Source organism: Halovivax limisalsi (assembly GCF_023093535.1).
GTDB classification, from domain to species: Archaea; Halobacteriota; Halobacteria; order Halobacteriales; family Natrialbaceae; genus Halovivax; species Halovivax limisalsi.
In genome coordinates this window covers 1,403,228-1,416,605 of the sequence record NZ_CP095757.1, presented here as the reverse complement: position 1 = coordinate 1,416,605, position 13,378 = coordinate 1,403,228, and the positions used below count along the sequence as shown (strand labels likewise).

Here is a 13,378-nt window from a genome sequence, read left to right as displayed (position 1 = left end):
GGACGCACCCGAAGAATCTTGTATACAAGGCGTATACAAACGTGCATGACGAGCAAGACAATTCGTATCTCGGAGGAGAATTGGGAGCGACTGCGCGATCTCAAGCGCTCTGACGAGTCCTTCGACGACCTCGTCACCCGCCTCACGACCAGCGACAAGTGGCGTGGCTTCGGCGCGCTGTCGGAAACCAGGGCCGCCGAGGAGATGGAGGCCGTCCGGACGCAGTTCGAGGACGAACTTCGAGACGGTACCAGTCGAAAGGAGACGTAGGGGATGCTCTGTTTCGACAACTCGCTGCTCGCCGACTATCTGGACGGGGTGCCGGCCGCAAAATCGTTTCTCGAAGAGTGGGAGGATCACCCGTGGGCCGTTCCGAGCCTCGCGGTGTTCGAGGCCTATATGGGAGCGCTCTACGGTCGTCCCCGCGGGTCGATCGACGATGTATACGAGGCGACGCGCGGATTCGAAGTCCTTCCCATCACCGACGAGACCGCGCTACGGGCGGCACGGCTCCAGGAATCGGTGAAAGCTGACGGCGTGGAACTCGGGTTCGTCGACGCCGTGTTACTCGCAGCGTCCGACGAGGCCGGCGGACCCTTCGCGACGGGCGACGAGACGCTCCTGCTCGATCCCGTTCGAGAGCGGGTCGACGTCGTCGCGTACGACCCGACGTGAGCACGCATACAGCGTCTCCGCAGTCAGAACGGTCTGGGAAGCTGCGGGATACCGGACCCGCCTCCCTTGCCGGTTCGGGTTCGACCAGTATCCGGCCCTACAGTCGCCGATCGAGGTAGTCCTCCAGCAGGCGGAATTTCTCGACCTTCTGTGCCATGTCGGTCGAGCCGTGACCCTCTTCGCCGAGCTCCGTGTACTCGAAGTCTTCGCCCTCGACCCAGCCCCGATCTTCGAGCGCGTTCCGGAAGAGCCGGGCCTGCGAGATCGGGCAGCGCGGATCGTTGACGCCGTGGACGATGTAGATCGGCCGTTCCATGCGCTCGACGTGCTCGATGGGGCTGCGCTCGCGCCACAGGGCCTCGTTCTCGTCCGGGTCGCCGAGTTGCTCGCGGAGGCTGTGCTGGAAGTGGGGCATGCTCTCCTCGTAGAGGGCGTGCAAGTCCGTGATGCCGACCGAGGCGATCCCCGTCGTCCACAGGGTGGGATACCGCGTCAGTTGCGTGTAGACGGAGTAGCCGCCGTAACTGCCGCCGTAGACCGCGATGCGATCGGCATCGATCCACTCGCGGGCTCCGAGCCAGCGCCCGGCGGCCGCGATGTCCGCCTGTTCCTTCCCGCCCCAGTCGCCGTGGATGGCCTGCTTGAACGCGCGCCCGCGCCCGGTCGACCCGCGGTAGTTGGGCATGAATACCGCGTAGCCGCGAGTGGCGAGAACCTGGGCTGTCAGGGAGAAGGCCTTCGAGGAGCGAGCGTGGGGACCGCCGTGGACCACGACGACCGCCGGGACGTCGGCGGCGTCGTCGGCCACTGCCGGGCCCGCCCGCGGATCGTACAGGAGCCCGCCGATTTCGAGCCCGTCCTCGCTCTCGTAGGTGACGTACTCGGCGTCGACGAAGGAGTCAGGGGAGACGCGGTCCGTGTCACTCCGACCGTCAGGTGAGGCGCGGCTCCCCTCGCTGCCCGCTGGGACGCCCTCGTAGGCGGCCTCGAGCAAGACGTCGTACTCGTCGGTGTCCAGGTCGTAGGCGTAGAGTTCCTTGCGGGCGTCGGGGCGGGAGTGAGAGAAAACGACGGTCGTCTCGTCGACGAACGCGGCGTCGCGCCCCCCTGGGATTCGGGCGACGCCGTCGGCCACGTCGAGTTCGCGCGACTCGCCCGTCCGACGGTCGTAACAGACCGGCATCGTCGCACCCCGGCGCTTGCGCGAGACGAGGACGAACCGGCCGTTCGGCGAGATCGCCGCGGGGGTTTCCTCGGCTTCGTGGGCGCCGAGCCACTCGATTTCGTCCGTCGTCAGGTCGTAGATCCCGGCCCGGCGAAGGTCGTCGGCGTTATCCGAGACGAGCAGTCGGTCGCCGTCCGGAAACCAGGCGGTAACGCTCGCTTCGGACCCCTCCTCCCCGATGCCGAGTCGACGCTTCTCACTCCCGTCGGCGTCCATCACGTAGACGTCGCGGTTCTCGAGGGCGTCGGACTCGTTGGTGACGTACGTGATCCGCTCGTCGTCCGGACCGAAGCGGCCACCCCGCGTCGGCCGGTCGTACGCGGTGAGCCGGGCGCGTTCGCCGCTGTCCGTATCGTAGCGATAGAGATTCAGCTGCTCGCCCGCGTCGCTAGCGTACAGGATCGACGCCCCGTCCCGCGTCGTGTCACTGAAGCTGGCCTGCCCGTCGACATCGACGACCGTCTCGACTCCCGCACGCGTCCAGGCGAGGATGTCGTTTTGCTCGTCGCCAGCGTCGTCGTGGTGGAAGTAGACGGTTTCGCCGTCCCGGCCCCAGCGGACGTGCCAGCGCGCGCTCCGCGGGGCCTCGCCGTCGGTGACTCGCTCGTAGCGACCGGTCTCCGTCTCGAGTAGGTAGAGGTCGTTCCGGCCGTGCGCGTCGTAGTAGAAGGCGACCTGCGAGCCGTCCGGCGAGACGGCCGGATGATAGAACTCGGGTAATCGAGCCAGCATCGCCGGGTCGACGGCCGGCGACTCTTCGGATGACATGCGGCTGGGTTGCGACGGTGTCGAGTTAACAGTTAAGGCCAACTGATTCGTGATAAACACGTTTGACCGCTTTGGAGAACACCGCCGATCGAGCCGACCGCTCGATCGTCGACGCAAGGCCCGGCGGGCCCGTCAGGCGGATTCCGCGACGACCCACTTGTCCGCGTAGGCCGTCCCGCAGTCACACCGGGCGTAGGCGTGGACGACGTCGCCCTCGGCGTAGAGCCCGCCGACGTCCTCGTTCTGCGCCTCCGAGAACGCGAAGACGAACTGCAAGTCGTGGTCGTCCCCGTCGCCCGCCTCCGGGCAGGTGCCGTCGGTCAGGTCGCCACCGATCTCGCCGTCGGTGCCCATCGCCTCCTTCGCGAAGGCCATCGCGTCGATGCCGGTCGCCGCCCGAAATGCGTTGCGGCCGTTCTCGCCCTCGATGACCAGCAGCGTTCCCTCGTCGACCCGTTCGCCGTACGTCTCGAGTTTCGTCGCGTCGTCGATCGCGTCGTCGGTGATGTAGATGACGACGTCGTCGGGCCGGTCGCCCGCCAGAAATTCCTCGCGGTCGGTTGGCATACTGAGGACTGGGTTCCCGACGCGGAAAAAGCACGCGTCATCCGTCCGGCAGGGGGCGAGGACGAACGGTGTCGACGCCGCTACGTCTCCTCTTCGTAGACCTTCGTCCCCTGGATCAGATTCCACAGTTTCCGAAGGTCGGGATCGGTCCCACCCGCGGCCGTCTGATTGTCGCTCTCGTTCTCGGCGTCGGAATCGTCGCTCTCGGCCGCCTCGCCGTCAGCACTCTCGTCATCGTCACCGTCGTCGTACTCGTAAATCCAGTCGGTATCCAGCGACCAACCGCGAGCCTGATCGTCGAACGGATTTGCGATCTCGCAGTCCAGAAACGTCACGTTCGAGCCCCGGAGGATGAGGCCGCTCCGGTACACCTGGTAAATGATGCCGATTTCGTCGTTCGACTGGGGGCGGTTCTCCGCCGACGACCGGTACGTGAGATAGAGGACGTCGCCGCCGCGCTCGAGCGATTCGACCGTGATCCCGTTCTCTTCGAGGAAGTAGTAGAACTCCGCGGGCGTCCCCTCGCGCTCGATCGGTTCCGTCGCGGGCTGGATAGCTTCGCGGCCGTCACTGCCGTCGTCCCCGAGAGCGAGACAACCGGCGAGGGCGGCGACGCCCGACCCGCCGATCCCCGCGAGGAGGGTTCGACGGCACCGGACGCGCGAATCGGCGTCGAATTCCGTCATAGCTTGTGGTTCTGGCTCGTCGTACAAAGCGATCCGCTCGATATCGAGCGCCGATTCGAGATCGAAATCGCTCGCTCGTCGGTCGATAACCGGCCGTTTGTGTTCGAATTGCGTCCTGCAAAGCGATCTGCAGACTCGTGACTGACCGACCTCAGACCGAAGAAACGACAGCGAGTGACGTAATTATCGAGAAGATCGAAGCGATGGCGTTCGAATGCGACCAGAATGGGCTTTCCATGGGCAGTTCCATTCGTTGTTTGCCATGCGGCGAACACCGTAAGGGTGAACTGCCGGCCCGTCCAAGAGTGGACAATAGTCAGGAACGGAATGACCGGGGTCGGTTCACGGAGGCAGTTTCTCCGGTGGACGTTATCGGGATCTTCGACGAGATCACGGGTCCAGTTCTCACGTCCGGCGACGTTGCCGAACGAACGGGGTGCTCTAGGGATACAGCACGGCGAAAGCTCGCACAGTTAGAACGCCAGGGACTGGTCGAAAGCCGAGAGACCGCCGGCCGGATCGTCTACTGGCGGTCTGGCGACACTGACGCGACGTCGATCGATCCCACCGATCCAATCTTCGTCGATCGACCCACGTTTTCCTCGGGCAGCGGCGACCTTTCGTCCCGCGTCGACGAGCTACTGTACGGCAGTGACGCATGACAGCGAACGAGAACGCCGACCCACTCTTCATCGATACGAACGCCCTCGTCGCTCTCTTCGACGAGGACGATCATCACCACCAGTCGGCGACAGCCGTGTTCGACGGCATCCAGCGAGGCGACCTCCGATACGGACCGCTCTTCACCAGTCGATACGTGCTTTCCGAGACTGCGACGACGATGGTCGTGGGAATCGATCACCGTGCAGCCGTGGAAGCGTTGGCGACGGTCAGTGAATCACCGTCGATCAACGTTCTGGAGGTCGATACCGCGCTGTTCGACCGAACCGTCTCGCAATTCGAGCGATACGACGATCACGAAATCTCGTTCGTCGATCATACGAACGCCGTCCTGGCTGACGAGTACGATATCGAGCACATCTTCGCGTTCGATTCGGATTTTGCGACCTTAGGGCTACAACGCGTTCCAGTCGACGTGTAGAATATCGGGTCGCCGCATTCAGTCCGGAAGCATCTCGGCACGCCGAAGCGACGGATATCAGGTAGTCTCAGCAGAACGATCGACTTGAGCTCCCCTGAGGGGTTTCTTTCAGCGAAGCGTGGAAGAATCTGCATATCGTAGCGATGGTATGAGTCAGTCCGTCCGCCGGATCGTCCGCGAGGTTCACGATGAACCACACATAGAAGGCCGACGGTTGATAGTTCAGTTCATCAAATCCCAGGTCGAAGATCGAGGACTAGCCCCACGGACTGTGGCCGGCCGGCACGATCTTGATATCGCAACCGTTTACAACGCGTTAACGTACTATCACGAACATCCGTCCGAAATGCGAGAGATAGAACGCAAACGACACGAAGCAACCGAGTCGATGGCCGGTCAGACGACTGACCCCACGGACGTAAAATAAGAATGCCGTTTCGCCTGCTGGCGGACGAAAACATCGAACTCGCCACAATCCAATATTTGCAGAAGCTCGGACAGATTCATCACCGAGTTCGATCCCGCAGAGACGGCTGGTGTCCTCTACCAGCGGGATCAGACAATCAGTTCTCGCGGTATTGGTGATATCGTCCACGAGATATCGGTTTACATTGATCAAGACGAAATCGATCTCGAGGACGTCTCTCGCGAGTGGATAGATCCGTAAGAGTTTCCCGAAGACCGACGTTCTGACTGCCTCCTGGTGTCTTCGCGAGAAAATTGCTCTGTTGACCGTGCCCGGTCTCGTTGTATGTCTAAATACCGGTAGATCTCATATCCCCTTCTTCGAATGGGTTCAAGCGCGCTCGTCCAGATCCGTCGTCGCGACGAGCACTTCAAGCGCCTGCATCGGGGTGACCTCCTCGTCGAGTTGGGAGGCGTACCAGGCCATCATGTCCGCGAAGACCTCGCGGATATCGCTCGACGTGCCCCGGTGGCGGGCTACCTCGCCGTCGGTTTTCAGGCTGATATCGACGCCGTGCGGGGCGGGATCGGCAGCGAGGACGTCGGTCGGGCTGGGCTCCCGAGCCTGGGTCGCGTCGGACTGGCCGCTATGCTCGTCGTCGAAGGCCGAAGTCAGATCCGTCTGGGTCGTCTGCCCGGACGGCTCGTCGTCCGGCACGCGGACGGTTTCGGCCGGGCCGAGCGCAGTGGACGGGTCGGACGCGCGCGTCGGCTCGCCCGACTCGTCGGGTTTGACGACGAAGCGGTTGTCGTCGATGCGGTCGACGTGCTCGGGGTCGAGGGTGAGGTCCTCGGGTTCGAGCACGCCGTCGTCGGTTCGATCGGGGGTCATAGCGGTGAATGGGGGAAGCGCCCGGTAAACGGTACCGGGTTCGAGATTACTGTTCGGTGATCCGGTACTCGTAGCGGTCGAACTCCGAGGGGGTGTCGACTTCGAACCGGATCAGGTCCGTCTCCTCTTCGATCGTCGCCTCGCGAGTGAAGCTGTCGACCTCGTTGCCGTCCTCGTCGTACGTCGTCACTTCGACCTCGACGTCGAGCGGCGCGGAGTCGGTCTCGACGGTGAACATCATTTCGGCGGGTCCGTCCGGGTTCTCGTCGTCGAATCGAATGTTGCTCGACTGGACGGAGATCTCGGCGGCGTCTCCCATGCAGCCGGCGACGGATGCGATCGAGGCGACCCCTGCTCCGGCGAGGAGGCGTCGGCGTGTTGCTGGCATTGAAAAAGAAATAGTATTGACGGGCTAAAGACACTCGGTTCGTGTCGGATTTCGTTTCGGGACTCGATATGCATGCTGGCCCTCCAAGCGGTTCCGGCGGATAGATCCTGTACAGTGAAAGCCAGAGGGGAAAACTCGGTAATGGCTCAGATGCCAATACGGGGTCAACGGCCCCTGATTGTGGTGGAAAACGGCGCCACAAAAAGCCCCAGTCGTTGGCCGTCTTCATCCACGAGAGAACGCGCCGCTCACGGTATCCAAAACCTGCCGAAGAAAATCACCCGGTAACGGAGAACCGGTGATCAGACCGTCACTTCGTTCTTGTCGGCGAAGGACGAGGGCAAACGAACTTCGACATACGTCGTCGCACCCGACTGATCGACGATCTCGAGCGTCGCACTGTCACCCGAGACGAGGTTATCGACGACGGATGAGGTAGTGTTTTTAATCGTGATCATGGCTCGGTCACCAGTGCTGGTGAGCGTGTTACCATTAGTGGTCCCGTAGACGTTCGATGTCTCGAACTCAGACGAGCTGGCTGTACTTGCCCAATCCAGACTTTCACTGGCGTCGCTACTCAGAGCGTGGATCGTCGTCTCGGTCAGGTCGATGGTATTGGCACCAGCTGCCGGTCCGACCACGAGATCGAGACTACTCACGTTGTCGCCAACCTCGTCGACCGAGGCCGTCTTCGTCAGCACCTGAATGTTGTCGGACACCTGCGATTGGGACTCCGATCCAGTTGCTTCACCCTGGGCCTGCAGTTCCCCAGCGGTGCTGATCAATACGCCTGCTGCGATGGCCGCTACGAGCACCATCGCGATGAACACGATCAGGGTACCGATACCCACCTGACCGCGATCGAATCCGATAGTCGATTGTGTATCTCGTTTCATACTATCACACCGCCACGTAACTATCGCTGCTGGTTATACCCTCCGGGGGCTGTGCAACGAAGACCGTCGTCGCCCCGGACTGATCGATGATGTTCAACACGGCGTCTTGGCCCTCCTCGAGCTTCGCACTGCTAGCGAAGTTCGTACTCGACAGATCGATCGTTATGACCGACTCCTGTCCGGACTCCGAGAGGACGGACCGTGAGACGTTGAAGTTACCACTGTTCAGCGTATCGTTGTACGTCAACGTCTGCGATACGTCCGAAGAGGTGAAGTGAATCGTCGTCTCCTCGAGCTGGATCGTTTCCGCGCCCGGCGACTTCATTACCGTCAGATTCAGCAGCGAAACGTTCTGGTTGCTATCAATTTCCCCAACCGCGTGAACGACGTTAACGGTATCTGAGACCTGGGATTGCGAGTCCTCCCCGGTCGCTTCCCCCTGGGCCTGTAGTTCCCCGGCGGTGCTGATCAATACGCCTGCTGCGATGGCGGCTACGAGCACCATCGCGATGAACACGATCAGGGTACCGATACCCACCTGACCGCGTTCCTCCTGTTCTGTTAGTTTTTCGAACATTATGTGTACACCCTGCGTGCGAGACGCACCCGAAGCGGTCGTCCCACCGCTGCGGTGAGTGTCGACCGCGCGTTCCTGCCGCGCGTGCGGACAGCCCGCGTCGACGGGCGGCTCCCGTCGCGTCCGCGAGGATCGACCGCCGCGGTGGCGGTCGGATCGGTCGCGGAGGTGGCGACGGGACGGCGGTCGTCCCGTCGATCGGCGAGAGCGGGTGCGTCGATTGGCATCACAGTATCTGGGGATGTACCCCGGCGGAGACGTGGACTAGTACAGCCATTAAGCTCCGTATCCCCTCAGACGGCGTTTCGAGGTTCGACTCAGGCTTCGAAACGCGGGCCGAATCGGCCGGCGAATTCGCGAGTAGAGTTTTAGGATGACTGTGGGTACAGATGGGTAGATGATTCCGTCTCGCGAGTCAGGGACGACGCCGCCCACATTCGGCGCAGCGCCACCCCGTCGGCGTCTCGCCTCCCTGCAATGGATCTCAGCCTAGACAGTCTCCGCGAGCTCTTCGAAAACTTGCTCGGTAACACCGGCGGCCGGCGCGGCCGCGAGCGAGAGCAAGCGCGACAGGCCGAGTCCGGGGAAGGGCCCGGAAACGCAGGCGGCGTCGGTGAACGCGGCCAGCAACCGCCCATCGACGGTCAGGGCCAGCCGGACGGCGCACAGGCCGGTGACGGGTCGATTCCCGGCGACTCGGCTGGCGGCGGAGCGGGAGGCGGTGGAGCGGGAGGCGATGGCGGCCAAGCGGGCGCAGAGGGTAGTGCGACGGCGGGTGCAGCCGGCGGAAACCAGGCCGGTCCGGCGTTCGATCAGGAGCGCCCCGACCCGGAGGAGCTGGACGACGACGAGGTCGTCGACGACCTCTACCACCGGATCGAGACGCTCGAAGAGGAACTCGAACGAAACGGCAACCAGCTGGGCTCGATCCGCGACGCCCAGGAGAGCGTCTCGTCGGACATCGAGGAGGTCAACGACACCGTCCGCCGGCTCCTCGGCGTCTACGACAAGCTCACCCAGCCCGTCAACCCGTTCTCGGGCGCGGGCGAGGAAGCGGAAGGGTTCGGCGTCTTCGGCGAGAACCACCACGAGGGGTTCGGCCTCGAGGACTCCAACGATCGGTCCTCCGACGGCGTCTCCTTCGAAGACCTTCGCGCGGCCGTCGAGGAGGGAGACGGCTCGCGCGAGGCGCGGCGAATCCCCTTCGAGGACGAAATTGACGACGCGGCGGAGCCGACGGCGGGAGGCGCCGGGAGCGGTGACGGGGACGCCGATTCGTCGGTCGAAGTGCAGGCGACCGACTCGGCCGACGCGACGAACGAGGGACCGTCGAACGGTGCGGAGGACGAGGCCGACGCGACGAAGGCGGACGAGTCCCCGACAGCGGCGTCGGACGACGACGTCACGCTCGCGACCCTCGCCGACTCGTACGCAACGGACGTCCTGATCTTCGAGTGGCTGACGGAGATGGTCCGGACGGGCGGGCCGTCGGCGACGCTCCGGGCCATCTCCTACTACCACGAGATCGGCTGGATCGACGAGGATGTCAGAACCCACCTCGAGGCCGTGCTCAGCGGGCCGGATCTCGACATTCACGTCGATCCCGAGCGCACGCCGGAGGAACTGACCGCGGCGGACCACGCGGACAGCTACGAATACATCATGAAACTCGCGGAAGTCCACGAAGCTCGCGCCGAGGTGACCGGCTAATGGGGGACTCGAAACCGACGGCAGCCCGGATCGATCGGCTCGTCGGTCGTTCGCCGGCGACGAACGGACCCCTCGCCGCCGAGGTGATCGGAGATGGGATTTAGCACCAGCGCCGCAACCGTGATTCTGTTCATCGGCCTCTTCGTCGCGATCGGGATCGCGTTCCCGGCGTTCGAGACCGCGTACGATCGCCAGACGGAGGCGTTCGACGACCGTGAGGATCGCGCACTCGACGTGCGAAACACTGCCATCGAGGCGAACGCCAGCTACAACGAGACGGCCGACGAACTCACGGTGAACGCGACGAACGTCGGCTCGACGACGATTTCGGTCGAAGACATGGACCTGCTCGTCGACGGCGCCTACGTCGTCGAGTCGAACTACACCACCGTCGTCGGAAGCGATGGCACGGAGCGATCGCTGGTCCAGCCCGGCGAGCGGGTGCAGCTGACAGTCTCGAACGTGACCGAACCGCCCGATCGCGTGAAGGTGGTCACGGGTCTCGGGGTCGCGGAGACGATCACGGAGGTGCCCGTCTATGCGTGACCGAATCGCGTCGCGGCGTCGGTCGCGGGGTATCGACGTCTCGGCGGCGGAGGTGAGCGACGATGGCCGGTGAGGCGATCTCGAGTTTGATCCTGTTCATCGCGGCGATGCTCGTCGCGGTCGGGGTCGCCGGCACGCTCGTCGCCGGCGTGGGCGACCTCAGCGGCTCGCTCGACTCGGTGAGCGGGTCGGTCAGCGACGACATCGACACCGAGGTCGAAATCATCTCGGATCCAGGCAGTGACGCCGTCGTCGGCGACAATAACGAGACGGTGACGGTGCTCGTGAAAAACACCGGGGCCCGGACGTTACCGACCGACGGGAGCGAACTCGAGTTCCTCGTCGATGGCTCCTACGTCGCGAACGGGAACATTAGCGTCACCGTCTACGAATCGAACACCTGGCGAACGGGATCCGTCGCCGCGGTCGAACTCGCGCTCGACGGGCCGATCGGCACGGGCGAACACCGGGTCCATCTGACGGCCGGCGGATCGGAGGAACTGTTCGAGTTCTACTACGGAGGCCCCTGAATGACGGAGTACTATCCGCTCGGCCTGACGGAACGCGATCGCGTCGAGTCCGCCTTCGGCGGCGGGATTCCGGATGGGTCGATCGTCCTGATCGAGGGCGAGGACGGCGCGGGGAAGAGCGCGCTCTCCCAGCGATTCTCATACGGGATGGCCGAAGAGGACGTCTACGTCACGTTCATCTCGACGGAGCTGGCATCCTGGGAGTTCGTCCAGCAGATGCACTCGCTGTCGTACGACGTCGTCGAACACCTGCTCGGTGAACAACTGCTGTTCCTCCACGCGGACGTCGACACCCACGACGAGGGCCCACAGCGCGAGTTGCTCACCCGATTTACCGAGGCGAAGACGCTCTGGCTGGCGGACGTCATCTACGTCGACAGCCTCTCGGCGTTGCTCCGAAACGATCCGCGGTACGAGTCGGTCGAGGGAACTGGGAACGAGGATCACGTCCTCCAGCGCCTCGTTTCGTTCCTCAAAGGCGTCACCGAGCGCGACAAGACGGTCGTCTTCACGGTCGACCCCACCAGCGTCTCCGACGACGCGCTCCGGCCGCTTCGAAACGTCGCGGACGTCTACTTCCAGCTGGAGACGAAGGAGGCCGGTCAGGAGATCAGGCGCAGCGTTCGCGTGCGTCGCTACCAGCACATGAAGGACCCGGTCGACGACTCGATCGGCTACACGGTCCAGCAGGGCCGCGGCCTGTCGATCGTCAGCAGGACGGTGGCCTGAGATGGCGGACTTCGGCTCGACTCGACTCTCGAACGACCTCGACGAACTGGCCCGCGAACACCCGCACCTCCGGGAGCACCTGGAGTGGTTCTACGGCGAGTACACCGAGTACCCCGCGCTCATCGACGAACCGACCGAGGAGTGGGAGTCCCACCGGCCGAACGTTATCTACGAGGCCGAGGCGCCGATCTTCTGTCACGTCTACGGTGACGTCGGGATCGACACGACCTACTACTGCGTCGAACCCACGCTCGGCGAGAACGACAGCGAACTCTACAACCGGATCCGCCAGCGCATTCTCGACAAGAGCGTCACCCGACCGGCGCCGACCAACGACGAGGAGTTCGAGGAACACTTGGACGAACTGCTCGACGAGGTCGTCGAGATCACCTCGGGCATCACCGGCCAATCGATCGGCCGCCTCAAAGCGCTCGGCTCGACCAAGTTCTCCATCTCGAGCGAACGGTTCGATCGCCTGCGCTACCAGCTCCAGCGCGACATCGTCGGCCTCGGCCCGCTCGAACCCGTCATGGCCGACACGGCCAACGAGGACATCCACGTCATCGGGCCCAAGCAGTGCTACCTCGATCACGGCACCTACGGGATGATCAGAGCGACGGTCGACTTCGGCACGCCCGAGGAGTTCGAACAGTGGCTGCGCAACATGGGCGAACGGATGAACCACCCGATCTCCGACTCCGATCCGATCGTCGACTCCACGCTGCCCGACGGCTCGCGGATCAACATCATCTACTCCGACGACGTCTCGGTGCAGGGACCCTCGCTGACCATCCGACAGGGCGAGGAGATCCCGTTGTCGGTCTTCCAGATCACGAAGTGGGGGACGCTGAGCCCGGAACTGGCTGCCTACCTCTGGCTCTGCCTGGAGAACGAGCAGACCGTCTTCGTCGTCGGCGAGACGGCGTCGGGCAAGACGACGACGCTCAACGCCGCGCTGTCGTTCATCCCGCGGGACTCGAAGATCTACACGGCGGAGGACACCGCGGAGGTCGTCCCGCCCCACGACACCTGGCAGCAACTCCTGACCCGGGAGGGCTCCGGCGACGAGTCGGCCGACGTCGACATGTTCGACCTGGTCGCGGCCGCGCTTCGATCGCGCCCGGACTACATCGTCGTGGGTGAGGTCCGCGGAGCGGAGGGGCAGATGGCGTTCCAGGCGGCCCAGACCGGGCACCCGGTGATGCTGACCTTCCACGCGAGCGACATCGTGTCGATGATCCAGCGGTTCACCGGCGCGCCGATCAACGTCCCCGAGACGTTCATGGACAACTGCGACGTCGCGCTCTTCCAGAACCGCGTCAAACAGGGCGACGACGTCCTCCGCCGGGTGACCTCCGTTCAGGAGATCGAGGGCTACTCCGACTACGAGGGCGGCGTCGTCACTCGGCAGGCGTTCCGCTGGGACCCCCGCGACGACGAGGTCGTCTTCACCGGCCGGAACAACTCCTTCGTCCTCGAAGAGCAGATCGCGACGCTGCTCGGCTACGCCGACACGCGCGAGATCTACGACGAACTCGATCGCCGCGCCGAGATCATCCGCCAGCTCATCGACGCCGACATCGTCGGCTATCACGAGTCGAACAAGGCGATCGCCGACTTCCAGCGCGACGGGATCGAGGGCCTTCCGATCCAGCTCACCGGAATGCACCAGTTCGGATAAC

16 protein-coding genes are annotated in these 13,378 nt (G+C 63.8%); 9 read left to right on the top strand and 7 right to left on the bottom strand.

What is annotated here, in order from left to right; translation table 11 throughout:
- Positions 1–45: 45 nt before the first annotated feature.
- Entirely contained in the window at positions 46–270 is a 225-nt protein-coding gene (locus MXA07_RS06370; RefSeq protein WP_247731209.1) for an antitoxin VapB family protein, read from the top strand.
- 3 nt (positions 271–273) lie between these two features.
- The gene (locus tag MXA07_RS06365) at positions 274–675 is read left to right on the top strand and encodes a PIN domain-containing protein (protein ID WP_247731208.1); all 402 of its coding nucleotides are present in this window, start codon (positions 274–276) and stop codon (positions 673–675) included.
- Positions 676–772: 97 nt separating this feature from the next.
- Here MXA07_RS06365 and MXA07_RS06360 read toward each other — a convergent pair whose 3' ends face one another.
- The 3 genes from MXA07_RS06360 to MXA07_RS06350 form a co-directional block, all read right to left on the bottom strand.
- A complete protein-coding gene (locus MXA07_RS06360) occupies positions 773–2,668 on the bottom strand; it encodes a S9 family peptidase (protein WP_247731207.1) in 1,896 nt (631 codons plus the stop codon).
- Between the two features lie 132 nt (positions 2,669–2,800).
- Entirely contained in the window at positions 2,801–3,235 is a 435-nt protein-coding gene (locus MXA07_RS06355; protein ID WP_247731206.1) for a DUF5807 family protein, read from the bottom strand.
- A gap of 80 nt (positions 3,236–3,315) precedes the next feature.
- Positions 3,316–3,921 (bottom strand): DUF8159 domain-containing protein, encoded by a 606-nt coding sequence (locus tag MXA07_RS06350; protein ID WP_247731205.1) that lies wholly within the window; start codon positions 3,919–3,921, stop codon positions 3,316–3,318.
- Between the two features lie 362 nt (positions 3,922–4,283).
- Between MXA07_RS06350 and MXA07_RS06345 the strand changes: the two genes are divergently transcribed.
- Both MXA07_RS06345 and MXA07_RS06340 read left to right on the top strand, forming a co-directional pair.
- The gene (locus tag MXA07_RS06345) at positions 4,284–4,583 is read left to right on the top strand and encodes a helix-turn-helix domain-containing protein (RefSeq protein WP_247731204.1); all 300 of its coding nucleotides are present in this window, start codon (positions 4,284–4,286) and stop codon (positions 4,581–4,583) included.
- Positions 4,580–5,023 carry a type II toxin-antitoxin system VapC family toxin gene (locus MXA07_RS06340; RefSeq protein WP_247731203.1) on the top strand — a complete coding sequence of 148 codons (444 nt, stop codon included), beginning with the start codon at positions 4,580–4,582 and terminating at the stop codon, positions 5,021–5,023. The genes MXA07_RS06345 and MXA07_RS06340 overlap by 4 nt, the downstream gene beginning before the upstream one ends.
- A gap of 796 nt (positions 5,024–5,819) precedes the next feature.
- On the opposite strand, the gene MXA07_RS06335 is transcribed toward MXA07_RS06340, so the two are convergent.
- The 4 genes from MXA07_RS06335 to MXA07_RS06320 form a co-directional block, all read right to left on the bottom strand.
- Complete coding sequence (locus MXA07_RS06335; RefSeq protein ID WP_247731202.1) at positions 5,820–6,320, bottom strand: DUF7500 family protein; 501 nt, start codon at positions 6,318–6,320, stop codon at positions 5,820–5,822.
- A 46-nt stretch (positions 6,321–6,366) separates the two neighbouring features.
- Positions 6,367–6,708 (bottom strand): hypothetical protein, encoded by a 342-nt coding sequence (locus MXA07_RS06330; protein WP_247731201.1) that lies wholly within the window; start codon positions 6,706–6,708, stop codon positions 6,367–6,369.
- 302 nt (positions 6,709–7,010) lie between these two features.
- A complete protein-coding gene (locus tag MXA07_RS06325) occupies positions 7,011–7,604 on the bottom strand; it encodes an archaellin/type IV pilin N-terminal domain-containing protein (RefSeq protein WP_247731200.1) in 594 nt (197 codons plus the stop codon).
- Between the two features lie 4 nt (positions 7,605–7,608).
- The gene (locus tag MXA07_RS06320; RefSeq protein ID WP_247731199.1) at positions 7,609–8,181 is read right to left on the bottom strand and encodes an archaellin/type IV pilin N-terminal domain-containing protein; all 573 of its coding nucleotides are present in this window, start codon (positions 8,179–8,181) and stop codon (positions 7,609–7,611) included.
- Between the two features lie 477 nt (positions 8,182–8,658).
- Between MXA07_RS06320 and MXA07_RS06315 the strand changes: the two genes are divergently transcribed.
- The 5 genes from MXA07_RS06315 (at position 8,659) to MXA07_RS06295 (ending at position 13,377) form a co-directional block, all read left to right on the top strand.
- A complete protein-coding gene (locus MXA07_RS06315) occupies positions 8,659–9,891 on the top strand; it encodes a FlaD/FlaE family flagellar protein (RefSeq protein ID WP_247731198.1) in 1,233 nt (410 codons plus the stop codon).
- A 93-nt stretch (positions 9,892–9,984) separates the two neighbouring features.
- Complete coding sequence (arlF, locus tag MXA07_RS06310; RefSeq protein WP_247731197.1) at positions 9,985–10,437, top strand: archaellum stator protein ArlF; 453 nt, start codon at positions 9,985–9,987, stop codon at positions 10,435–10,437.
- 62 nt (positions 10,438–10,499) lie between these two features.
- A complete protein-coding gene (gene arlG, locus MXA07_RS06305; protein WP_247731196.1) occupies positions 10,500–10,967 on the top strand; it encodes an archaellum stator protein ArlG in 468 nt (155 codons plus the stop codon).
- Complete coding sequence (gene arlH, locus MXA07_RS06300) at positions 10,968–11,696, top strand: archaellum protein ArlH (protein WP_247731195.1); 729 nt, start codon at positions 10,968–10,970, stop codon at positions 11,694–11,696. It begins immediately after the preceding gene.
- A 1-nt stretch (position 11,697) separates the two neighbouring features.
- The gene (locus MXA07_RS06295) at positions 11,698–13,377 is read left to right on the top strand and encodes a type II/IV secretion system ATPase subunit (protein ID WP_247731194.1); all 1,680 of its coding nucleotides are present in this window, start codon (positions 11,698–11,700) and stop codon (positions 13,375–13,377) included.
- Position 13,378: the final 1 nt, after the last annotated feature.

Excerpts from the sequence above, each read along its gene's own strand:
- arlH (WP_247731195.1), top strand. The coding sequence starts at position 10,968 with ATGACGGAGTACTATCCGCTCGGCCTGACGGAACGCGATCGCGTCGAG.
- MXA07_RS06350 (WP_247731205.1), bottom strand. The coding sequence starts at position 3,921 with ATGACGGAATTCGACGCCGATTCGCGCGTCCGGTGCCGTCGAACCCTC.
- MXA07_RS06320 (WP_247731199.1), bottom strand. The coding sequence starts at position 8,181 with ATGTTCGAAAAACTAACAGAACAGGAGGAACGCGGTCAGGTGGGTATC.
- MXA07_RS06295 (WP_247731194.1), top strand. The coding sequence starts at position 11,698 with ATGGCGGACTTCGGCTCGACTCGACTCTCGAACGACCTCGACGAACTG.
- MXA07_RS06330 (WP_247731201.1), bottom strand. The coding sequence starts at position 6,708 with ATGCCAGCAACACGCCGACGCCTCCTCGCCGGAGCAGGGGTCGCCTCG.
- arlG (WP_247731196.1), top strand. The coding sequence starts at position 10,500 with ATGGCCGGTGAGGCGATCTCGAGTTTGATCCTGTTCATCGCGGCGATG.
- MXA07_RS06315 (WP_247731198.1), top strand. The coding sequence starts at position 8,659 with ATGGATCTCAGCCTAGACAGTCTCCGCGAGCTCTTCGAAAACTTGCTC.
- MXA07_RS06335 (WP_247731202.1), bottom strand. The coding sequence starts at position 6,320 with ATGACCCCCGATCGAACCGACGACGGCGTGCTCGAACCCGAGGACCTC.
- MXA07_RS06355 (WP_247731206.1), bottom strand. The coding sequence starts at position 3,235 with ATGCCAACCGACCGCGAGGAATTTCTGGCGGGCGACCGGCCCGACGAC.
- arlF (WP_247731197.1), top strand. The coding sequence starts at position 9,985 with ATGGGATTTAGCACCAGCGCCGCAACCGTGATTCTGTTCATCGGCCTC.
- MXA07_RS06360 (WP_247731207.1), bottom strand. The coding sequence starts at position 2,668 with ATGTCATCCGAAGAGTCGCCGGCCGTCGACCCGGCGATGCTGGCTCGA.
- MXA07_RS06365 (WP_247731208.1), top strand. The coding sequence starts at position 274 with ATGCTCTGTTTCGACAACTCGCTGCTCGCCGACTATCTGGACGGGGTG.
- MXA07_RS06340 (WP_247731203.1), top strand. The coding sequence starts at position 4,580 with ATGACAGCGAACGAGAACGCCGACCCACTCTTCATCGATACGAACGCC.
- MXA07_RS06325 (WP_247731200.1), bottom strand. The coding sequence starts at position 7,604 with ATGAAACGAGATACACAATCGACTATCGGATTCGATCGCGGTCAGGTG.
- MXA07_RS06370 (WP_247731209.1), top strand. The coding sequence starts at position 46 with ATGACGAGCAAGACAATTCGTATCTCGGAGGAGAATTGGGAGCGACTG.